The organism is Cyanobium gracile UHCC 0139 (assembly GCF_034931325.1).
Lineage (GTDB): Bacteria > Cyanobacteriota > Cyanobacteriia > PCC-6307 > Cyanobiaceae > Cyanobium > Cyanobium gracile_B.
On the sequence record NZ_JAYGHX010000002.1, the window covers coordinates 285,692 to 307,176 of the forward strand.

Annotated in this window: 19 protein-coding genes; 5 read left to right on the top strand and 14 right to left on the bottom strand. The window is 69.7% G+C overall.

Going from position 1 to position 21,485, the window contains the following annotated elements; translation table 11 throughout:
* The 3 genes from VB738_RS04745 to rpmG all read right to left on the bottom strand — a co-directional run bounded on the left by VB738_RS04745 (position 1) and on the right by rpmG (position 2,547).
* On the bottom strand, positions 1–2,040 hold the full coding sequence (locus VB738_RS04745) for a ribonuclease catalytic domain-containing protein (protein ID WP_323304658.1): 2,040 nt from the start codon (positions 2,038–2,040) through the stop codon (positions 1–3).
* Between the two features lies 1 nt (position 2,041).
* Complete coding sequence (rpsR, locus tag VB738_RS04750; protein ID WP_006041316.1) at positions 2,042–2,263, bottom strand: 30S ribosomal protein S18; 222 nt, start codon at positions 2,261–2,263, stop codon at positions 2,042–2,044.
* An 89-nt stretch (positions 2,264–2,352) separates the two neighbouring features.
* Positions 2,353–2,547, bottom strand: coding sequence for a 50S ribosomal protein L33 (rpmG, locus tag VB738_RS04755; protein ID WP_015108195.1), 195 nt, complete (start codon positions 2,545–2,547; stop codon positions 2,353–2,355).
* Positions 2,548–2,659: 112 nt separating this feature from the next.
* On the opposite strand from rpmG, the gene pheT reads away from it, so the two are divergent.
* Entirely contained in the window at positions 2,660–5,116 is a 2,457-nt protein-coding gene (gene pheT, locus VB738_RS04760; protein ID WP_323304659.1) for a phenylalanine--tRNA ligase subunit beta, read from the top strand.
* Here the strand turns inward: pheT and rlmD are convergent.
* Positions 5,113–6,483 (bottom strand): 23S rRNA (uracil(1939)-C(5))-methyltransferase RlmD, encoded by a 1,371-nt coding sequence (gene rlmD / locus VB738_RS04765; protein WP_323304660.1) that lies wholly within the window; start codon positions 6,481–6,483, stop codon positions 5,113–5,115. The genes pheT and rlmD overlap by 4 nt on opposite strands.
* 122 nt (positions 6,484–6,605) lie before the next feature.
* Here rlmD and VB738_RS04770 point away from each other — a divergent pair, with 122 nt between their 5' ends.
* On the top strand, positions 6,606–7,100 hold the full coding sequence (locus tag VB738_RS04770; protein WP_323304661.1) for an allophycocyanin subunit alpha-B: 495 nt from the start codon (positions 6,606–6,608) through the stop codon (positions 7,098–7,100).
* A gap of 988 nt (positions 7,101–8,088) precedes the next feature.
* Here VB738_RS04770 and VB738_RS04775 read toward each other — a convergent pair.
* Both VB738_RS04775 and VB738_RS04780 read right to left on the bottom strand, forming a co-directional pair.
* Entirely contained in the window at positions 8,089–9,153 is a 1,065-nt protein-coding gene (locus tag VB738_RS04775; protein ID WP_323304662.1) for a J domain-containing protein, read from the bottom strand.
* A gap of 45 nt (positions 9,154–9,198) precedes the next feature.
* Positions 9,199–10,764, bottom strand: a complete 1,566-nt coding sequence (locus tag VB738_RS04780; protein WP_323304904.1) for a DUF3370 family protein — start codon at positions 10,762–10,764, stop codon at positions 9,199–9,201.
* A 238-nt stretch (positions 10,765–11,002) separates the two neighbouring features.
* On the opposite strand from VB738_RS04780, the gene VB738_RS04785 reads away from it, so the two are divergent.
* Complete coding sequence (locus VB738_RS04785; RefSeq protein WP_323304663.1) at positions 11,003–11,194, top strand: sigma factor SigF; 192 nt, start codon at positions 11,003–11,005, stop codon at positions 11,192–11,194.
* On the opposite strand, the gene VB738_RS04790 is transcribed toward VB738_RS04785, so the two are convergent.
* The 4 genes from VB738_RS04790 to VB738_RS04805 form a co-directional block, all read right to left on the bottom strand.
* Positions 11,142–11,906 carry a sigma-70 family RNA polymerase sigma factor gene (locus VB738_RS04790; RefSeq protein WP_323304664.1) on the bottom strand — a complete coding sequence of 255 codons (765 nt, stop codon included), beginning with the start codon at positions 11,904–11,906 and terminating at the stop codon, positions 11,142–11,144. The two genes, VB738_RS04785 and VB738_RS04790, sit on opposite strands and share 53 nt — an antisense overlap.
* A gap of 144 nt (positions 11,907–12,050) precedes the next feature.
* Positions 12,051–12,881 carry a DUF4922 domain-containing protein gene (locus VB738_RS04795; protein WP_323304665.1) on the bottom strand — a complete coding sequence of 277 codons (831 nt, stop codon included), beginning with the start codon at positions 12,879–12,881 and terminating at the stop codon, positions 12,051–12,053.
* Positions 12,871–13,920 carry a SpoIID/LytB domain-containing protein gene (locus VB738_RS04800; RefSeq protein WP_323304666.1) on the bottom strand — a complete coding sequence of 350 codons (1,050 nt, stop codon included), beginning with the start codon at positions 13,918–13,920 and terminating at the stop codon, positions 12,871–12,873. The genes VB738_RS04795 and VB738_RS04800 overlap by 11 nt, the downstream gene beginning before the upstream one ends.
* A gap of 117 nt (positions 13,921–14,037) precedes the next feature.
* Entirely contained in the window at positions 14,038–14,958 is a 921-nt protein-coding gene (locus VB738_RS04805) for an NAD(P)H-dependent glycerol-3-phosphate dehydrogenase (RefSeq protein ID WP_323304667.1), read from the bottom strand.
* 27 nt (positions 14,959–14,985) lie between these two features.
* Between VB738_RS04805 and VB738_RS04810 the strand changes: the two genes are divergently transcribed.
* Entirely contained in the window at positions 14,986–15,750 is a 765-nt protein-coding gene (locus tag VB738_RS04810) for an SDR family NAD(P)-dependent oxidoreductase (protein ID WP_416233151.1), read from the top strand.
* Positions 15,751–15,772: 22 nt separating this feature from the next.
* On the opposite strand, the gene VB738_RS04815 is transcribed toward VB738_RS04810, so the two are convergent.
* Positions 15,773–16,159 (bottom strand): DUF2237 domain-containing protein, encoded by a 387-nt coding sequence (locus VB738_RS04815; protein ID WP_323304668.1) that lies wholly within the window; start codon positions 16,157–16,159, stop codon positions 15,773–15,775.
* A 116-nt stretch (positions 16,160–16,275) separates the two neighbouring features.
* Between VB738_RS04815 and VB738_RS04820 the strand changes: the two genes are divergently transcribed.
* The gene (locus VB738_RS04820; RefSeq protein WP_106220000.1) at positions 16,276–16,503 is read left to right on the top strand and encodes a hypothetical protein; all 228 of its coding nucleotides are present in this window, start codon (positions 16,276–16,278) and stop codon (positions 16,501–16,503) included.
* Positions 16,504–16,533: 30 nt separating this feature from the next.
* Here the strand turns inward: VB738_RS04820 and VB738_RS04825 are convergent, their stop codons facing one another.
* The 3 genes from VB738_RS04825 to VB738_RS04835 are packed head-to-tail and all read right to left on the bottom strand — an operon-like array spanning position 16,534 to position 21,473.
* Complete coding sequence (locus VB738_RS04825; RefSeq protein WP_094584569.1) at positions 16,534–16,806, bottom strand: DUF4090 family protein; 273 nt, start codon at positions 16,804–16,806, stop codon at positions 16,534–16,536.
* A gap of 51 nt (positions 16,807–16,857) precedes the next feature.
* A complete protein-coding gene (gene metH / locus VB738_RS04830; RefSeq protein ID WP_323304669.1) occupies positions 16,858–20,556 on the bottom strand; it encodes a methionine synthase in 3,699 nt (1,232 codons plus the stop codon).
* Positions 20,556–21,473 (bottom strand): branched-chain amino acid transaminase, encoded by a 918-nt coding sequence (locus VB738_RS04835; RefSeq protein WP_323304670.1) that lies wholly within the window; start codon positions 21,471–21,473, stop codon positions 20,556–20,558. The genes metH and VB738_RS04835 overlap by 1 nt, the downstream gene beginning before the upstream one ends.
* Between the last annotated feature and the right edge of the window lie 12 nt (positions 21,474–21,485).

The following is a 21,485-nucleotide window of genomic DNA, read 5'->3' on the forward strand; positions in this document are numbered from 1 at the left end:
TCAGCCCGTCGCGGTGAAGCGCAGCAGGTCCCGCAGGGAATCCACCTGCTGCAGCCGCACCAGCAGGGCGTCGCCGGGGACGGGGTCGCCATGGCACTCGGCGGCCAGGTCCATGGCCAGATCCGGCAGGTGCACCAGGCCGAGCCGGTCCTGGGGGCGCAGCCAGCGCAGGAACAGCGCCGGCCACTGGTGCTGCTCCTGGGCTTCGAACCACACCTGCTGCCAGTGGCGCTGGTCCTCCCGGGCGATCTGCAGCCCCTGGCGGATCGCCCCCTCGAGCTCGCTCAGCAGCGCCCCCAGCTCCGCCTCCTCCAGCACGGGCTGCCCCTGCTGGTGGGCCAGCAGCTGGCGCTGCACCAGCAGGTCGTTGTAGCGGCGGATCGGAGAGGTGGCCTGCACGTAGCAGGGCAGGCCCAGGGAGAAATGGGGAGCCGCTGTGGTACCCAGAAGGCCCCGGCTGAGGCAGCGCTTGATGGCCGCATGGCGCACCGGGCCGGGCGGCAGGATCGCCAACTCCGCCTCGCCTGGCAGCTCCGCCGCCAGCTGGCTGCGGTAGGGCAGGGCCAGACCCTGCTCCTGTCCGTGGCTGGCGATCACGGCCCCGGCGAGGATCATGGCCTCGGCCACCAGCGTGCGCGATGGCGAGGGTTCGGTGATCTCCAGCTGGGCTCCCTGGTCGTCACACCGGATCCGACCCTCGGGCTGATCCAGGTCGAGGGCTCCACGGGCCAGCCGCCAGCGGCGCCGCTGCTCCATCAGGACGTGGATCTCATTGAGATATCTCTCCTGGGGCGGGGCCAGCTCGATCAGCTCATCGGCATCGGCATAACTGAGCCGATAGGCGGGTTGCACCCAGCTGGGCTCGAGCCCGTAGCCGGTTACCGCGCCGTCCTCGGCCAGCTCCACCCACAGGCTCAGGGCGGCGCTGCGCTGGCCCATGCGCAGGCTCATCGGGCCGGTGCTGAGCACCTCGGGGAACATCGGCAGGGGGCCCCGGGCCAGGTAGAGGCTGCTGGCCCGGCGCCGGGCTTCTGTGTCGAGGGGGCTGTCCGGTGTCACCAGCCGCCCCGGGTCGGCGATGTGGATCCACAGCCGCGGCCGACCGTCAGCCCGATGCTCCAGGGAGAGGCCGTCGTCGATGTCGCGGGTGTCCGCATCGTCGATGGTGACGGTGTGCAGGCCGGTGAGGTCGCAGCGGCGATCGTCACCGGGAAGCTCCGTGGCGGCCAGCGCCACCAGCCGCAGGGCCTCCGCCTCCAGCTCCGCGGAGAAGCCCGCCTGCCAGGTGGTGTTTTCCAGGGAGGGCAGATGGTGCCGCTCCCACTGGCCCAGGTCCACCAGCAGGTGCCGGATCGGTGAGGCTTCCATCGGGCAATGGGCCGCCTGCAGGGCGCGGTGCAGGTCGTCCGGGAGTGGGCGGCTGGTGTCTCCACTGGCCCATTCCCGCAGCCGGGCCAGGTGCTGGCGCTGCTCGGCATTGAGCTGCTGCGGATCGATCGGGCGGCGCTGGCGCAGGGCGTCCTGCCACTGGCGCCGCCGCTGTTCGGCCAGCTGCTGGCGGCGGGCGTCCCGCCGCAGCCGCCGCACATCCACCAGCGGTCGGGGCTCCACCTGCTGCTGGCGCCAGCGGAACAGGGTCTGGGGGCCCTGCAGCCACAGCCAGCAGGCGGCCCGCTGGACCGGGTCGCTTCCGTCACCGATCAGGTCAACGAAGTCGCCCAGGTCGAGGGACGCCGGGTTGTCGAGCAGAAGCAACCAGGCCGCCCCCAGCTCCCGGGGGCTCGGGGCGGCCTGCTGCAACGTCTCGGCACTGAGCCCCCAGGGGGGCTGGGTCAGGCGTGTGGGTGGGGATTGATCGCCCGGGAGAGCGGCCAGCAGATCGAGCTGCCGGACCCCGCGCTGGAGGGCCTTGGCCTCGAAACCCACCTTGAGATCGAGGCGCGTGCCTTTCTCGGCCACGACCACCGCCAGCAGGCTGCGGCTGTCGTCGTGGAGGCCGACCAGGTCACCCGCCGTGAACCGACGCGAGGCGGAGGGCAACTCAGCCTTCGGGATTCACGAAGGGCAGCAGGGCCACGATCCGGGCCCGCTTGACGGCATTGGTGAGATCGCGCTGCTGCTTGGCCGTCAGGCCGGTGAGGCGGCGGGGCAGAATCTTGCCACGCTCGGTGATGAACTTCTTGAGCAGATCGACGTCCTTGTAGTCGATCGGGTCACCGGGCTTGATCGGCGAGAGGCGCTTCTTGAAGAAGGAACTGGACATGGGAACGGAGGGAAGGAACGAAAGGAGACAACTGCCGCTGCAGGGGCCGCGGGACGATCAGGCGATGGGATTCCGCAGGGAATCCGGCCTCACTTGATCTCCTTGTGGACGGTGGAGGCGTTGCAGTGGGGGCAGAACTTCTTCAGTTCGATCCGTTCGGTGGTGTTGCGGCGGTTCTTCTGGGTCGTGTAACGGGACACGCCAGGGGACCGCTTGGCGGGGTTGGACCGGCATTCGGTGCACTCGAGGGTGATCACCAGCCGGACGCCCTTGTTCTTGGCCATGGAAGGACGTTGCGCCGCGGATGCGTTGCAGAGAGACGATCCTGCACCTTACCTCCCGATGGGGAGGGCCCTGATCGCTTCCTAAGCTGCACGGCTGCTGTGCACCCCTCCGATGCTGGTTTCGCTCCAATGGCTCCGGGAGCTGGTCAGCGTGGAACCGGCCGCTCTCGTGCCTGAGCACCTGGCGGAGCGCCTCTCGATCGCCGGTTTCGAGGTGGAGGCCATCGAGGATCTGACGGCCCGGGCGGCCGGTGTGGTGGTGGGCCATGTGGTGCAGCGCGATCCCCACCCCAACGCCGACAAGCTCAGTGTCTGCCGGGTGGATGTGGGGGCTGGCGAGCCCCTTCAGATCGTCTGCGGCGCCCCGAATGTGCGCCAGGGCCTGCATGTGCCCGTGGCCCTGGTGGGCAGCACCCTGCCGGCGGTGGGGCTGACGATCAAGCCCGCCGAACTGCGGGGGGTGGCCAGCAGCGGCATGATCTGCTCCCTGCGGGAGCTGGGCCTCGACGACGGCAGCGACGGCATTGCCGAACTCGACCAGCTGCTGGACACGCTGCCCCCCCTGGGAACCCCCGTGGGCCCGCTGCTGGGCCTCGACGACCAGGTGCTGGAGCTGGCCATCACCGCCAACCGCCCCGATGGCCTGTCGATGCGCGGGATCGCCCGCGAAGTGGCGGCCCTCAGCGGCGGCTGCACCACCTTCCCCGCAGCAGCGCCGTTGGTGGCGGCCGAGCCCCTGGCCGCCGCGGCAGCCGACCGCGAAGCCATCGAAGCGGGGGGTCTGTTCAGCCTCACGGCCCTCAGCGGCCTGACGGTGGGCCCATCCCCGGACTGGCTGCGCCAGCGGCTGGAGCGCGCCGGTGTGCGCCCCATCAACAACGTGGTGGACATCACCAACCTGGTGATGCTGGAAACCGGTCAGCCCCTGCACGCCTTCGACCGGGATCGCCTGGGGGCGCTCATCGGCGGCACGCCCGAGCCCGCCAGCATCGGCCTGCGCCAGGGTCGCCCAGGAGAAGCGTTCCTGGCCCTCGACGGCCAGGAGCGCACCCTGGGCGATGAGGCCCTGGTGGTGACCTGCGGCGACCATCCCATCGCCCTGGCCGGGGTGATGGGGGGCCTGGCCGAGGCCGTCACCGAATCCACCACCTTCATCTGGCTGGAGGCGGCGGTGTTCGCTCCCCAGGCGGTGCGCCGCTCCGCCCGCAGCGTCGGTCTGCGCACGGAAGCCTGCAGCCGCTTCGAGAAGGGGGTGCCGCGCGAGATCACCCTGGCCGCCGCCGATCGTGCCGTCGCCCTGCTGCAGGAGCTCGCCGGAGCGCGGGTGGAGGGGCGCTGGCTGCACCAGCGGAGCGCGTCGCCGCAGCCGCCCCTGCCCCTGCGCCGCGACGCCCTGCACAACCTGCTGGGTCCGGTGCTGGTGGAGGGCGAAGCCCGGGACCTGGACGATGGACGCATCACCGCCACCCTGGTGGCCCTCGGCTGCGTGCTTGAGGAGGACGAGGAGGGCTGGCTGGTGCGGGTGCCGCCCGAGCGCGCCATGGACCTCAGGCGTGAGGTGGACCTGATCGAGGAGGTGGCCCGGCTGGTGGGCTACGACCACTTCGCCGCCCACCTCCCCGATCCCCTGATCCCCGGGGGACTCGAGCCGGCCCAGCAGCTGGAGCGCCGCCTGCGCCGCAGCCTCTGCGCCGCCGGCCTGCAGGAGATCGTCTCCCTGTCGCTGGTGGCGGCGGCGCCGGGCCGGGTTCCCCTGGCCAACCCGCTCCTGGCCGACTATGGCCACCTGCGCGACAACCTGCACCAGGAGCTGCTCCAGGCCGCCCGCCGCAACCTGCAGGCCTCCCTGGGCGGCTTCTGGGGCTTCGAGATCGGCCGGGTGTTTCCGGGTGGCGCGGCCAGCGGCGAAGAGCGCCATGGCGAACGCACCCTGCTGGTGGGGGTGATCGCCGGGGAGCGCCGCGCCGAGCGCTGGCGCAGCTGCGGCAAACCCGCCCCCCCGGATTACTTCCAGGCCCGTGGCGTGCTGCAGGCCGGTCTCGAGCCCCTGCGCCTGCCCCTGGAGGATCGCCCCCTGACCGATGCCCCCCTGCTCCACCCCGGCCGCGCCGCCCGGCTGCTGGTGGAAGGCAAGCCCGCCGGCTGGTTCGGCCAGCTCCACCCGACCGAGGCCGACGCCCTCGATCTTCCGGCCGCCACCTATGTGTTCCAGCTCGAACTGGAGCCCCTGCTCAGCGCCGGCACCCGCCGCAACCGCTGGCAGCCCAGCTTCCGCCCATACCCCACCGTGCCGGCTTCGGAGCGGGATCTGGCCCTGGTGGTACCCACCGACACCACCGCGGCGGACCTGCTGGCGGCGATCCGCAAGGCGGGCAAGCCGTTGCTGGAGCAGGCCGAACTGATCGACCGCTACGAGGGCGCCCAGGTGGAGGCCGGCCGGTGCAGCCAGGCCTTCCGGCTCCGGTACCGCGACAGCGCCCGCACCCTCACCGACGAAGAGGTGGAGGCAGCCCATGGGCGGGTGCGTGAGGCCCTGGAGCGCCGTTTCGGCGCCGAACAGCGCCGCTAGAGGCGCTCCAGGGCCGCCAGGGCCTCCACGTGGCTGGTGTTGGGGAAGAAGTCGACGGGCTGCACCCAGTTCAGCCGGTAGACCCCTGGGCCGCACAGCTGGGCCAGGTCGCGGGCCAGCGCCGCCGGATCGCAGCTCACGTAGGCGATCCGCTCCGGTCGTGCCGCCAGGATCGCCGCGATGGCGACCGGATTCAGTCCCTTGCGGGGCGGATCCAGCACCAGGGCCTGCTGGCCCTGGAGGCGCTCCTCCAGCACCTGGGGCACGTCGGACTGCTCGAAGCTCGCCCGTCCCTCCAGCCCGTTGGCGGAGGCATTCAGCCGGGCCATGGCCACGGCGCCCGGATGCAGCTCGAGGCCGCTCACCAGCCAGCCGGCGGCGGCCAGGGGCAGGCTGTAGGTGCCGATGCCGCAGTAGGCATCGAGCAGGGAGCCGCCGGCGGGAACGGGGCCGAGGGCCTCCGTCAGAGGGGGCACCAGCCGTTCGGCCTGGCGGGTGTTGACCTGGAAGAAGGTGTCGGCGGCGATGCGGAAGCGCAGGCCGGCGAAGGACTCGTGGAGCCACTCCCGGCCGCGGATCACCCGGGTCTCGTCGCCCATCAGACGATTGGTGGGCAGGGGCTGGAGGTTGAGGCAGACACCCACCAGTTCCGGCCAGCGTTCGCACCAGGCGTCGGCCAGGGCCTCGAGGCCGGGCAGATCGTCATGGCTGCTGATCAGGGTGATGAGCAGCTCCCCGGTGGCGGCCCCCACCCGCAGGCCGAGGTGGCGCAGACCAGGACCTTCCACGGCCTCAGGGTCGTTGCCGTGGCGATCGATCGGCCAGTCGCTGGCTTCGATGTCGGCCTTGAGGGGCGCGATCAGGGCGTCAATGCGCGGGTCGAGCACCGGACAGCGGGCCATGTTGACGATCTGGTGCGAGCCCCGGCGGTAGTAGCCGGCGCGCAAGCGGCCATCGGCCCGGCGCTCCAGGGGAATCAGGGCACGGTTGCGGTAGCCCAGGGTCGGATCGGCCGCCAGCAGCGGTCGCACAGGCGCGCTCAGGCCGCCGATGCGCTGCAGGGTCTGCTCCAGGCTGCGTTGCTTCCAGGCGGCCTGGGCCCCGTCCGCCAGGGGCTGGAGGCTGCAGCCCCCGCAGTTGTCGGCCAGGATGCAGGGGGGGCGGCGGCGGTCGGCAGAGGGCCTCAGCACCCGCTGCAGCTGACCCACCAGATGGCGCCGCGCCACCGCCTGCAGGCGCACCTGCACGGTGTCGCCGGGCAGGGCGCCGCTGACGAACACCACCTGGCCGTCGTGGCGCCCCACCCCCTGCCCGTCATGGCCCAGGTCGGTGATCTCCAGCTCGAGCCTGTCGCCCACCGAGGCCATCTGCGATCCGCAGCACTGCAGCGACCCTATCGGGGGTCGTGCAAAGGGGCGTTACACCTTGCGCCAGGAGCCCTGGCGGAGGCTTCGGGCTCGATAGGATTCGCCGGACTGTGGTCGCTGCTATGAGCGTCGTTCGCGATCTGATCCTCCAGGCCGATGATCAGCTCCGCTATCCCACCGGCGGCGAGCTGCGCACGATGGTGGAGTTCCTCAGTGGCGGGGCCCGCCGGCTGAGTGTCGTCAGGGTGCTGACCGACAACGAGAAGAAGATCATTGCCGAAGCGTCCAAACAACTCTTCCTGCGCAAGCCGGATTACGTGGCCCCCGGCGGCAACGCCTTCGGCCAGAAGCAGCGGGCCCAGTGCCTGCGTGACTACAGCTGGTATCTCCGGCTGGTCACCTACGGCATCCTGGCCGGCAGCACCGAGCTGATCCAGCAGATCGGCGTGGTGGGCGCCCGCGAGATGTACAACAGCCTGGGCGTGCCCCTGCCCGGCATGGTGGAGGCGATGCGCACCCTCAAGGATGCGGCCCTGGTGCTGCTGGGTGGCGAGGAAGCGACCCTGGCCGGGCCCTACTTCGACTATCTGATTCAGGGACTCCAGACCTCCACCTGATCCGTCCATGAGTCTCAGACGGGACTCCTTGCTGGTCTGCTGAGGGGTCCAGCATGAGACAGCCGATCAGGCTTTTGCGTCTTCATCAGCCTTCTGCCCCGTCACCCACGTGACGGGGATTTTTTGTGGCACCTCGCGCGTTCGCGGCAGGGGCTCGACGGGTGTGCACGGCCCATCGTCGGCGGGCGGCACCGCTGCCCTACGCATCTCGCCTGGGACTCGTATCCGGTCCCGGATCAAGACCCGAGTCAGCCAGTCGCGACGACTGGAGAAGTGGCGGTTCTGGTTGCTGCATGGCCGGCCGTTGGAGATTCAGGTCGGCCTATCCATGCGGCGGGGCGACGGCCTGCCCGAAGTGGGGTCCGACGCATCGCGTAGAAGGCGGGTCCAGCTGCAGCACCCCAGCAGTCCCAGTTGCGTCACGCAGTGAGTCCCAGAGCAGTTCTCAGTCAGGACTGGCGATGCTCCTGTGGGAGGGCCCAGCCGCTGCGAAGGACAACCCATCCCGGAGATCGTTCCTCCCCTGGACGCCTTCGAGAGACTTCCGAGGTGATCGACCGCCTCGAACCTCGGCTCAACTCTGCGTATCTGTGTCAAAGACAGATACGCAGTCTGGTGGACTTCAGTCCTCACAAGGCTTCTCAGGCACTGTCCAAAGCATGGACAGCGTCGCTTGGGTGGCACGCCATCCTTGGACAGTGGCCGGGCTGGGGGGCAGGTGGCATCGAGTCTCGACGGGGGCAGGGCTCAGCCGTTCGCTGTTGACAAGGGAAATCAACGAAAAATCGGGAAATTACAGATACCGGATGGGTCCAATGACAAGACACACGGCTGGTCCAACATGACGTGCCTGGGAATAGCGCCGACCCAACCATCAGAGCAGTGATCCATGCTGGCTCACCCAGGTCTAGATGTAGGACCCATATGTGGTCCAACAGGAGACTACTGATCTGCCAGATGACGCCCTGGTCGTTTGGCGCGCAGTGGGTCAGCGGTCGCTCGCGGCACCCTGCCGATAAAGCTCCTTGAGCAGCTGATAGGCCTCATTGAGGCGCCGCATCGCCTCCACCGATCCTCCGGCGTCAGGATGGTGACTCTGGGCCATGTCCCGGTAGGCCTCGCGGATCTGGGCAAGGGTGAGGCGCTGCCCGGGATCGGTGGGCAACTGCAGCAGCCGCAGGGCGCCGTGCAGGGTCATCGTGTGCTCCAGCGTCTGGAAGGACGTGCCCCGGCGACGGCGGCGGAAACGGTGCACAAAGCGGCGGATCAGGGTCGGAATCCGCAGGCTCAGGGTGGAACCACTGAAGGGGTCCTCCAGCACCCCCGCCGTCACCATCACCCGCTCGAAGGTCGGCGGGCCATCACTCCAACCGGGAACGAACTGCTGCATCACCTGGCAGGCACCTGACCATGTGAACGTCCGGCCATCGCTCTGGTCCGATTGGGGCCAGATGTCCTGGGCCAGCCAAAGCATGGCCGCCTCCAGTACCGCCTCGTTGGCTGGCGACCCATAGAGCGTGTGCCAGTGGTTGCCGGCTTCTTCCATCGCCTGCTGCACCACCTCACCCCCTAGGGGCGGCAGGGGGGTCAGGGGCAGGGGCCCGGCACTCTGCCGGGCCGTTGGCCGCAGGCTGCGCTTGAGAACGTCGGAGCGGCGACGCACGAAACCAGGAAGATCGATGCCCCCACCAGCGCGCTGGGAGCGCGGAGGATGCTCCTTCGGTGCCTCCCACTCGAATTCCGCCTGCAGGGTGTCCATCGCCCCCCGCCCCACCAGCACCAGGGCCCCCTGTTCCTCCAGGTCCCGCGCGTCCTCGCCGTGACGCTCGGCTGATCGGGCCAACGGAACCAGGCCATCCTCCCCAACGTCATCGCCATCGCCCTCTCCGTCTCCATCGTCCCCGGAGCCGAACAGGTCGTCGAGCAGACGCTCGAGCACATCACCCCGGCTGCGGATGCCCCACTCCCGCCGCAGATGATCAAGGTGGGCCACCAGCTCACGGGTGAGGTCGAGGCTGATCCGCTGCCGGGCGTCGTTCGACTTCTCAGCCACGGCAGCCCTCCTTCGGTGCTGGATTCGCTGGCATCGGACGGATGGTCAGGGTCCCCGCTGGTCCCGCAGGAACTGTTGCTGGGCCTCGACGGCCTCGCGGTAGCGATCCACCAGTGAGCCGGAGCCGGCTGCAGTGCCGGAACGACTGCGCATCGGCGTGATCATGGGGGAAGGGGCCAGGACGCCGCGGGTCGATGAGGGCGGCGGGGGTGGTGGCGGATTCAGCCAGCCGGGGGCGGGTGCCGGTCGGAGGATCTGGGGCGGCGGTATGAGGGGCCCGGTCCCTCCGATCGGTGTCGGGGTGATCGCGGCGGCCGGCGGCACGATGGTCACCGCCGGGGGCGCAACGGGCGGCGGCGACGGCCGGACGGTGGCCCCGGCCCGCGCCAGTTCCAGCTGGCGTTCCCGCTCCTGGACCATGGCCAGCTGGCTGGCACTCACCACGCTCAGCAGATGGCCAGGGGTGGCATCCGCCGGATAGACGAGGCTGACCCGCACGGGATTCACGACCCCTGGTGTGAGGTCGATCTGGCCCAGGGACAGGCTCTGCCCCGAGCGGAGCCCCACATGCACTTCCCTCAGACCGGAGGGGGTCTGGATCTGGATCGATCCCCGGAAGGCTGTGAACGGCTGACCACCGATCAGGGTGGGGTGGCTCATCACCAGCTCATAGGGGCCGTTGCCCTTGAGATTCAGGTCGACGTCGAAGCGCACCCCGTAGGTGCCGACGTTGTCGAGGGAGGAATCGACCATGCGAGTGGCCAGGGCGTTGACCTGCACGTCCCGGGTGCCGAAATGGTGCCGGTCGGTGCTGGTGAAGGGCACGTGCAGCGGCCCTTTGGCGTCGAGGTCGTGGGTGATCGAGGCCTGGTAGGCATCCCCAAGGGCCACGCCGCCCACCCGGGAGAAGATCCTGCGGTTGTGGATGTCGTTGATGCGACTCAGATAGACCCTGCCCGGGGCCAGCCGGCCCTCATCCAGCACCGCCAGCACCTGGCTGTAGGAGTCCTCCGCCTTGGCGGCCACCACGGCGATCTGGAAGGGGCCGTCACTGCGGCCGCGCAGCAGGGCGTTGGCGATCCCCAGGGCCGGCAGCTGGGTCTGGAAGAGCACGATGCGGCTGCGGGCCGGAATCGTGATTTCGTCGGTCAGGCGGCTGTCCAGCCGGCCGCGGAGCATCTGCACCGCGGTGGCGTCGCCGGGGCCGGTGTTCCAGGGCCGGGGACCCAGCGGCTTGACCCCCATCAGGTTGTTGGCCAGGTAAGGGGCCTCGAAGCTGTTGCGCACCGCCCCCTTGGAGAAGCGGATGTGGACAGGGCGCACCCCCGGATTGATCAGGACCGCCGCCAGGGTGAGCTCCGCGCGGCGACTGCCGGGGGCGATGGAGCGCCGGTTGGGGGGGAAGTACTTATGGTGCAGGTGCATGCCGAAGTCACCGTTGAAGGTGAACTCGGCATTGCGCAGGGCCTGGCCGGTCTCGGCGGCGTAGGCGTAGCCGGGCGCCGTGTTGATCAGGATCCCCGGCCCCTCCACCTCCTCGGGCTGGTTGGAGTGCAGTACCGGCACGTTGTTGAAGGTGCCGTTCAGGGGCCGGGCCTTCTGGCCCGCCATCAGGGCCACGTAGGCGTGGGCGGGCTGCGCCAGCACCAGGCCCAGACCCAGCGTCAGCCAGACACCGATGGGACCAATGGGGGGGACTGATCTCAAATTGCGACAGGCTGGTGGTGTGGGTGGCCAGAGGACGGTACGGCGGGATGCGACCGTCCCAACCGTTGGGGGGTGCGTGACCTGGGCAGCCCCGGATGGAACGACGGGCTCGCTAGAACGGTCGCACTCTGCAGATTTTGTCATGATTCCTCCCTTCGGGTACTGCTCCGGGTCGGAGTCCGGAGCCAGCGCCCTGCGGCGGTATCAGGAACGCAAGCTGCGCCTGCTCAGTTTCTGGCGCGATGGCATCGAACGGCAGCTGGCCGCGATGAACGCGGCCATCAGCACCCTGGAACAGCAGATGCACCGCGATCAGGCCGACCACCCGGGGTGAGCCCGCGGGCGTCGAGCTCCAGTCGGAGCTGCTCCAGCCCTTTGTGCAGCAGGCGTTTCACCGTCATCGGGCTGACGTCCATCTGGCGCCCGAGGCGCCGGTAGCTCCAGCCCGCCAGAACCACCTGGCGCACCACCAGCTGTTGGCGGGGCTCCAGCAGGGCCAGCAGCCCCGCCACGGACGGCCCCGGCTCCTCCTGGCGGCAAGGTTCGCTGGCGGTGCTGGCCGCCACGGCCTCGACCAGTGCCGGATCGTCGAGGTTGGCGGGCCTGGCCAGCAGCCGCTGCAGCTCCAGCCGTCGCCACTCCGCCGGGGTGATGCCCATGGAGATGCTCAGCTGCGTGATCGCCCGGGCCGGATCCGCCAGGAGGGCGGGGTGATGGCTGAGCCTGTTGAACCGTTCCTGAAGTTCCGCCTGGCGCCGCGGCAACCGCACCAGCGGCGCCACATCCCGCAGGTAGTGGAGGATCGCCCCGCGGATGTGGGGCCTGGCGAAGGCCTCGAAGGGGGTCCGGCGATCCTCGCGGTAGAGCTCGGCGGCCCGGATCAGCCCCATCAGACCCACCTGGAGCAGATCCTCGACGGATTCACGGCTGCAGCGGGAATAGTGCAACGCCAGGGGACGGACCACGGCCCGGTACTGCTCAACGCGCCGATTGCGGCAGGCGGCGTCGGAGGGAAGGGCCTGGCGGCAGGAGGGGGAGGGGGCCATGGTCGTGGGGCTGGGGCGTCGGCGATGTCGGGGAAGCAGGGCGCGCCGCGGCGCCGATGACGGCTGGCGGTGCGCTCCTTTTCCAGAGAGGGCCAGGGGGCCAGAAACGCACAACCGTGGAAACACGGAAGTTGTTCGTTGGGTTCAGGAACGGGGGGCGGCCACGTCCTTCAGCAGGGCCCAGGGACCATGCCGTGTCAGCCAACCCCTGTCGGAGCCCTCGGTGATCAGCAGGAAGCCCGCGAAGCCCAGGGCGTTGACGCTGAATCCCGCCCCATGCTCCCGCACCCTTCGCACGGTCAGGAACCAGTCGTCGTCGAACAGCAGGTTGTAGGGGTGCTGGGGCTCGCCGTCGCGGCCCGGATCCCCCAGTTCCAGGGCCCGGGCATGGGCGTGGTACAAACCCTCCAGATCGGACCCACCCAGGGGATCACTGCGCCGGCTGAGTCGGTAGGCCCAGCTCCAGGCGGGCTTCCCCGTCTCCAGCTGCTCCAGGAACAACGGCGCCAGGGGGCAGCTGGGCTCGCCAGGTCGGCGCGGCAGCAGCTGCAGATGGCGATGGGGCTGGCTGGCTCCGGAGCGGGCGCCGCTGTTGAAGAACCACAGACCGCCGGTGTCCCGGCCCACCTGCGCCACCGCCTGCCAGTCGGAGCCCTCGATCCAGCCGCCCTGGGGGCGCCAGTCACGGGTGATCACCAGCAGGTGTGCTTCCTGCACCGGGTACTTGTTCAGCAGCAGAACGTGGGCGGGCTCGAGCAGGTCCACCTGCAGCGGCCTGTCCCAGGGCAGGAAGGGATTGGGCCGGGGCCCCCCCTGGCGCAGGTGCCGGGGCGCGGAGGAGAGCAGCTCGCGCAGGACGAAAGGCTCCATCCCGGGAACCGGCAGGATGCGTGTGTCGAGGGGCACCAGGGCACCCTGGTGGCGGGCCAGCTCCGAGACCTCACGGGCCCGTTGCCATTGGCGCTCAGCTCGCACCGGCCTGCAGTCGGGCCAGGGAGGCGCCCCGGTAGTAGCGCCCGAGGATCTCGTTGTACCGCAGTCCCTGCTCCGCCAGATCCTGGGCGCCGTGCTGGCTCATGCTGGCCCCCAGATGGCCGTGGGCCTCCTGGGTAATGCGGGTGGTGGCCGCGTAGAGGCTTTCGACGATGCCCCCCTGGTAGCTGAGGATCACCCCGGAGGTGCTGGCGGTGGCCTGGCGGGTGCGGGCGGTGACGCTGCCCAGGCCCCGGTAGGCCTGCCAGCGGGTGGTGTCGCCCAGGTGCCAGTGGGCACTGGCCGGACGGGCCATGTGGGCCATGGCGTAGGACCGGGCCGCCACGGCCTGGGCCTTGAGGGCCTCCATGTTCCAGCTGCTGGGCATTTCCGCACCCACCACCGAACTGATGTAGCGCTCCAGGGAGACGTGGTTCACCAGCTGGAGGCCCTGGGATCCGCGCAGCACCCGCAGCCGGCCTTCGTAGGGACGGCCGTCCACCTGCAGGACGTGGTCGGACCCCGTCTCCATCCAGACCTCGGCCCGTCCGGCCATGGCCGCCGCCAGATCGGGTGCGTCACCGGGCCCGCCCTCCTGGACCGGGCGCCCGTCCCGGTCGACCAGCCGCCAGACGCCGCTGGCGCCCAGCCTTGGGGACGGGGAGGCGCCTAGCAGGGCCACCCGGATCTCGAGGGGGACCTCCGCGCCGGCCTCCGGCTCCACCAGGGCAGGGTCGGGATCGCTCAGGCTGGTGCGCTGGGCCTGCAGGGACGCCGCCGCCAGCAGATTCCTGTCCGGGGCTTCGCTGGCTTCGGTGGCCTGCTGGGAGAGCTCCCGGGGCTGGGCGATCAGGGCTTCGAGCAGGTCGGGATCCGAGCGGGAGGCCCCCGCCGGGATCAGCTCCTGGGCGGCGAAACCGGCTCCCACCGCCACGATGGCCAGGGGGGCGGTGAGCAGGATCGGGTGGCGGCGACACCCCTGCATCAGTCGCCGGCCCGTGGCCCGGAGAGCGGCGATGGCGGCCGTGACATGCCGGCTCACGGCAAGGATTCACAAAGGAATGCAAGGATCATGCCGGAGAATCCGTCTCCGCCGCCGCCCGGCGCAGGACGGTCGCCCCATTGCACCGCGGTGCCACGCCGGCACGGCCGTCCCGGCTCAGGCGACCGCTTCGGCCCGCAGGTCGCGCTGCATCAGCTCCTGGACGGCCTGCCGGGCCTCCAGCTCCCCCGCCAGCAGACGCACCACCTGGGCGCAGATGGGCAGTTGCCAGCCCTCCCTCTCGGCCAGGGCCAGGGTGGCGCGGGCAGTGCGGGGCCCCTCCACGGTGGCGCCGATGCGGCCGAGGGCTGTGCTCTCGTCACAACCCTCGGCCAGCAGGCTGCCGAAGCGGTAGTTGCGGCTGAGGCTGCTGTTGGCCGTGGCCAGCAGATCCCCCAGACCGGCCAGGCCGTAGAGGGTGGTCGACTGACCGCCGAGGGCCTGGAGCACGACGGCGATCTCCGCCAGCCCCCGGCACAGCAGGGAGGCCTTGGCGTTTGCCCCCAGGCCCAGGCCGTCGCTGATGCCCGCGGCCAGGGCGATCACGTTCTTGAGGGCTCCTGCCGCCTCGGTGCCGATGGGATCGGCGTTCGTGTACAGGCGCAGGTGCGGGGTCCGTAACTGCTCCTGCAGCCGGCGGGCCAGGCCGGGGTCGTCGCTGCTGAGCACGCTGGCCGCGGGCAGGCCCCGGTCGAGCTCCTCGGCCAGATTCGGGCCGCTCAGCACCGCCAGCGGCACCGCCGGCAGGTGGCGCCGCCAGAGCTGACTGGCGGTGCACAGGCTGTCCAGATCAATCCCCTTGCTGCAACTCAGCAGCGGCAGGCCCTCCGGCCAGCGCCCCTGCAGGCCCAGGCCCAGGGGGGCGACCCCCACCATCGAGACGGCCACCACCGCCAGGTCGCAGTCCTGGAGTGCGGAGGCCGGATCTCCACCGTCGCGCCGCGACCAGCTGCGCAGCTGGTGCCCCTGGCGCTCCCAGAGCCGCAGCAACGTGCCGCCCCAGGCACCCCGACCCAGCACGGTGATGCGCAGACCCATGGACCGATGCGCGGGGCGATTCCCCGGATGGAACTGCCATCATGCGCCATCCCCCTGCCCGCCATGCCGATCGCCACCTACCCCCACTGGCACGACTGGGAGGGGCAGGCCCTGATCGTCGGCCCGGGGGGCATCGGGCTGGCGCTGGCGGCCGAGCTGGCAAGGCGCGCGCCGGGGCTGCGGATCCGCACCGCCGGTCGCCGCCGGGCGCACATCCCGCTGGATCTGACCGATGACGCCAGCCTGGCCGCGCTGGCCGCCCGTGCTCCCGCCGAGCTCGCGCCGCTCCGGGTCGTGATCAACACGGCCGGCTTGCTGCACGACGGGGCCCTGCAGCCGGAGAAGCGTCTCTCCCAGGTGAACCGCCAGGCCCTGGAGCGCAGCTTCGCCATCAACGCCTTCGGCCCCCTGCTGCTGGCCCAGGCGATCGAGGCTGCCCTGCCCAGGGACCAGCCAGTGCACTTCGCCAGTCTTTCGGCCCGGGTGGGCAGCATCGGCGACAACCGGCTCGGCGGCTGGTACGCCTACCGGGCGGCCAAGGCGGCCCAGAACCAGCTGCTGCGCACCCTGGCGATCGAGTGGCAGCGCCGGCTCCCCCTGGCCTGCGTCACCCTCCTCCATCCAGGCACCACGGCCACGCCGCTCTCGGCTCCCTTCGGCCGCTCCGTGCCGCCCCTGACCCTGTTCAGCCCGGATCGGGCCGCCGGCCACCTGCTCGATGTGCTGGAGGCCCAGACAGCGGCCAGAAGCGGAGCCTTCCTCGCCTGGGACGGCCAGGCGGTGCCCTGGTGAGGCGCCGGAGGCAGGACGCCGCTCAGGCGGCGTGGCTGCGCAGGACGTCCAGGGGGATCACCTCAAGGGTGGAGAGGGCGGAGCTCTCCAGTCGCACCGGCGGGGCCATGCCGTCCTCATAGGCCTCCAGCCAGCGGGCGGCGCAAACGCACCAGTGGTCGCCGGGGCGCAGGCCTGGGAAGTTGTAGGCCGGTACCGGAGTCGACAGGTCGTTGCCCTGGGCACGGCTGTAGGTCAGAAAGGACTCGTTCACCACACAGCAGACCGTGTGGCGGCCGAAATCACCGGGATCGGCATGGCAGTAGCCGTCTCTGAACCATCCGGTGAGCGGCGCACATCCACACTCCTGCAACGGTTCTCCCAGCACGTTGTGGCTTTCGGCGGGGGGCTGCAGGGGGGAGGCGACCAAGGCCGGTGCGGTGCAGGAACGGGGAGAGTCTGACGGAGGACTGGCACAAATTGCCCCCAGGAGGTTGACGAATTCCGGGGGAGAGGGGTTAAAGGTCTTTCAGCACGACCCCCTTCATGAGCTGGGATTTCACCGAGGATGCGGCCTTCCTGGCCCTCTGCGACGCCTACAAGGAAAGCGGTGAGCCCTCCGCCATGGAGTTTCTGGCCCATGGGGAGGGTGCCTTCCACTTCCAGGAGCTCACCCAGAACGCCGCAGGTGAGGGGATCGACCTCAGCGACTCCGACGCCCTCGACACCTTCCAACAGGACGTGATCGACAGCCTCGAGGAGCTCTGTAGCTGAAGCCCCCGCCGCTGAGGTCCTCGTGCGCCCTCAGCCGTAGAAGAACGCGATCTCCTTGTCCTTGAGGCCCTCCCAGCCTGCTTCACGGAGGCGCTGGTCGAGGGTGAGCCGGTCCAGATGCTTGGCTCCGGTGCGGACGATGCGATTCCGCATCGACTTCTTCACCCCGCTGCGGGCCCGGCGGCTCTCCAGTTCCATCACTTCGCCGTAGAGGGCAAGCATGGCGGCCGGGATCGGGGAGCCGTCAAGATCCACACCCGCCGCGATGGCGTCATCGACGCCGCCGGGTCCTGCGATGGCCATGGCCTGGGATGCGAAGGATGAACAAAGCCTGCCATGGCAGGGGGGCCGGCCTCAGGCGCTGAAGTAGCGGGCCTGGCTGTGCAGGGCCACCAGCGCGGTGGTGCTCTGCTCTGGCTCCAGCTGGTCGCTCTCGTCCATCGTCAGGCCGATGCGGCCGGTGTCCAGCCAGGCGAGCTGCTGGCGCGAATCGGCCACGTTCGGGCAGGCGGGATAGCCGAAGGAGTAGCGGCTGCCCCGGTAGCGCTGGGCCAGCACATCCCGGAGGGCAGCCGGCTCGGCCTCGGCGAATCCCATCTCCCGGCGGATGCGGGCATGGGTCCATTCGGCCAGGGCCTCGGCCATCTGGACCGCCAGTCCATGGAAGTAGAGGTAGTCGCTGTAGCGATCGGCCCGGAAGAGCTCCTGGGCGAAGCTGGTGGCCCCTTCCCCCATCGTGACGGCCTGCATGGGCAGCACGTCGGACGGGCGGGGGGCGCCGTTCGCTGCCGGTTCCAGGTCGCGGTAGAAGTCGGCGATGCAGTAGCGGTTGCCGCTGCGCTGGCGGGGCAGGGCAAATCGCCCCAGCTCGCCGCCGCCGTTGGTGGGCGGGTCCCGGTCGTCCATCGCGGTGGGATCGAACACCACCAAGGCGTTGCCCTCGCGGCCGCAGGGGAAGTAGCCGTAGGCCACCCGGGGGGTGAGCAGACCCTCCTGCCGGCAGCGGCCGAGCCACTCCTGCAGCACCGGCTCCGCCTTCTCGGCGAGCATGGCCTCATAGGCCTCCCGGCTCTGCTGCTGGGTCTTGCGCAGTTGCCACTGGCCGGCGAAGAGGGCGTTGCGATCCAGGTAGGCGACCACCTCCTCGAGGTCGATCTGCGTCTCGGTGAGCACCCGGGTGCCCCAGAAGGGGGGCGCGATCGCCGCTTCGGCGGGCACCGCCGCGGAGCGCTCCACGCTGCCGGCCGCCACCGGCTCGGCTGGCACGGGCTGCGAGTCCGACGGAGTCTCCCCCGGCTCCGCGGATGCCTGACCTGAATCGGCAGCCGGCGACGACGACGACGACGTGGTCTCGCCCAGCCCCAGGCCATCGGGAGCGCCGTCGAGGAAACCCTGACGGTCGTCCCAGCGGCCGGCCGCCTTGGCCTCCATCAGGGCGTCCATGAAGCGCAGGTCGGCGAAGGCGTCCCGTCCGTAGATCACCTGGCCCCGGTAGGCCGCTCGGCAGTCGCCATTGACGAACCGCGGCGTCAGTGCCGCACCGCCGAGGATGACGGGAACGGAGATGCCGACCTCATTGAAGGTCTCGAGGTTGTCCTTCATGAAGGCGGTGGATTTCACCAGCAGGCCGCTCATGGCGATGCAGTCGGCGCCGTGCTGCCGCTGGGCCTCGACGATCGCGTCGACGCTCTGCTTGATGCCCAGATTCACCACCTCATAGCCATTGTTGGTGAGGATGATGTCCACCAGGTTCTTGCCGATGTCGTGAACGTCACCCTTGACGGTGGCGATCAGAAACTTGCCCTTACTGCTGGATTCGCCTTCCTTGCGCTCCATGTGCGGTTCGAGGAAGGCGACGGCCGCCTTCATGGTTTCGGCGCTCTGCAGCACGAAGGGAAGTTGCATCTGCCCGGAGCCGAACAGTTCGCCCACCACCTTCATGCCATCCAGCAGGAAGGTGTTGATGATCTTCAGCGGTGGATGCTCCGCCAGGGCCTCCTCAAGGGCGGACTCCAGGCCGATGCGCTCGCCGTCGATGATGTGCTGCTTGAGCCGCTCGTCCAGCGGCAGATCGGCCAGGGATGGCCCTGAGGCCCTGGCCTCCCTGGCGCTGACCCCTTCAAATTCGGTGGTCAGCAGGGTGAGGGGGTCGTGGACGCAGATGCCGTCCTCGAAGCGTCTCCGGTCGTGGATCAGGTCGCGGCAGATCTGCTGATGCTCCTCGCTGATCTTCGCCAGGGGAAGGATCTTCGCCGGGCTGACGATCGCCGCATCCATGCCGGCGGCGCAGCAGTCGTGCAGGAACACCGAATTGAGCACGATGCGGGCCGCCGGGGACAGCCCGAAGCTGACGTTGCTGACGCCCAGCACCACATGCACGCCGGGAAGATCCTGGCGGATGCGGCGGATCGCTTCGATCGTGGCGGCTGCGTTGGCCCGATCCTCCTCGATGCCGGTGGAGATGGGCAGGGCGAGGGGGTCGTAGAAGATCTCGTGGGCCGGCAGGCCGAATTCGAGCGCATCCCGGTAGGCCCGCTGGGCGATGGCGAACTTGCGCTCGGCGGTGCGCGCCATGCCCTCTTCATCGATGGTGCCCACCACCACGCCGGCACCGTAGTCGCGGGCCAGTTCCAGCACCTTGAAGAAGCGCTCGTCGCCGTCCTCGTAGTTGGTGGAGTTGAGAATGCACTTGCCTCCGGCCACCTTGAGTCCCGCCTCCATCTTCTGCCACTCGGTGGAATCGAGCATCAGCGGCAGGTTGACGTTGGTGACCAGGCGGCTCACCAGATCGTGCATGTCCTTCACCCCATCGCGCCCCACGTAGTCGACGTTCACATCGAGCACATGGGCATTCTCCTTCACCTGGCCGCGGGCCACCGCCACCAGGCCATCCCAGTCCTCGGCGTTGAGCAGTTCGCGCACCTTCTTCGAGCCGCTGGCATTGAGCCGCTCGCCGATGATCAGGAAGGAGTTGTCCTGGAAGTAGGGGGTGACGCCATAGATCGAGGCCACTGCGGGCTCGTAGTGGAGCGGCGGCCGCTCCAGCCGCTGCCGGGGCAGCCGCACCTCGCGGGGGGCAGGCTTCAGGTCGGCGGCGAGATCCGCCAGGGCACCGATGTGGGCCGGGGTGGTGCCGCAGCAGCCACCGATCACCTGGACCCCCAGATCCTCGACGAAGTGCATCAGTTGCATCCGCATCTCGGTGGGGGTGAGCCGGTAGTGGGCCACCCCGCCGATGTTCTCGGGCAGCCCCGCATTGGGGATGCAGCTCACCACGAAGGGACTGTGCTGACTCAGGTAGCGGATGTGCTCCTTCATCTGCTCCGGGCCTGTGGCGCAGTTGAGGCCGAGCACGTCGATGGGGAACGGCTCCAGGATCGCCACCACGGCGGCGATGTCGGAGCCCACCAGCATGGTGCCGGTGGTCTCCATGGTCACCGAGACCATCAGGGGCCGCCGCTCCCCGGCGGCGCTGAAGGCCTCCTCGATGCCCTGCAGGGCCGCCTTGATCTGCAGCACGTCCTGGCAGGTCTCGACGATGAACAGGTCGACGTCACCGGCGATCAGGCCGGCAGCCTGCTCGCGGAACGAGGCCTTCATCGTGTCGAAGTCGATGTGGCCGAGGGTGGGCAGCTTGGTGGTGGGCCCCATCGAGCCGGCCACGAACCGGGGCTTCTCCGGCGTGCTGTAGGCGGCGGCCATTTCGCGGGCCAGTTCGGCGGCCCGGCGGTTGATGGCAAAGGCCTGGTCCTCCAGTCCGTACTCGGCCAGCACGATCGAGGCCGCCCCGAAGGTGTCGGTCTCAATCACGTCGCAACCCACCTCCAGGAACTGGCGGTGCACCGCCTGGACCGCATCGGGCCGGGTGAAGACCAGGTTCTCGTTGCAGCCCTCCAGGGCCGCACCACCGAAATCCTCGGCCGTCAGGTTCATCTCCTGCAGAGAGGTCCCCGTCGCGCCGTCGAAGACGAGCACGGGCCGGGTCGGACCGTGCAGCCACTCGAGGAAGCCGATGCGGTCGGTGGGGTGGTGGATGGCGGCGGTGACGACCATCAGGCGTCGATGCGGATGCGGGTGACCCAGTGGTCATAGGAAGGATCGCGGCCCTCCGTGATCGCCGTGAGGCGGTCGCGCAGACGCTCCATCACGGGACGGTGGCTGGAGAGGTCGGTGGATTCGATCCGGCGCACCGGGGTGACGCGGGCGGCCGTGCCACTGAGGAACACCTCGTCGGCGATCATCAGCTCGGTCTTGTCGACAGCCCGCTCGAGCACGGGGATGTCCATCGCGCGCGCCAGCTCCATGATGCTGGCCCGGGTGATGCCCTCAAGGATGTCCTGGTCGACGCCGGGGGTGATCAGCACCCCGTCCCGGACGATGAACAGGTTCATGCCGCTGGCCTCACTCACCTTGCCGCGGCTGTTGAGCAGCAGGGCCTCGTCAAAGCCGCTCTTGACGGCTTCCGTCTTGGCCAGGGAACTGGTGATGTAGGCGCCACTGATCTTGCCCCTCAGGGGCAGGGAGCGGTCCTCCTGGCGGCACCAACTGCTGATCCGGCAGCTCACACCCTCAGGGGAGAGATAGTCACCCATCTCGATGCCGTAGATGAGGAAGTCGGTCTGGATGTTGTGCAGCCGCGGGGCGATGCCGAGGTCGCTGGTGTAGACGAACGGTCGCAGATAGATCGGACAGGTGGGCCGGTTCGCCTTCAGGAAGGCGGCGATGGCATGGTGGATCGTCTCCTCCGGCAGCTCGGCCAGCAGCAGCCGGGCGCTCTGGCTGAGCCGATGGGCATGGCGATCGGCGCGGAACAGCAGGATTTCGCTGGTGTCGGTGGGGTTGGGGAGGGCGCGCATGCCACCGAAGGCGCCCGTGCCGTAGTGCAGCGCATGGGTGGCCACCGACAGGGTGGCCTCGGCAAAGGGGACGCATTGTCCGCCGAACCAGGCATAGGGCAGGAACTGGTGCATGGAGGGCGGTGG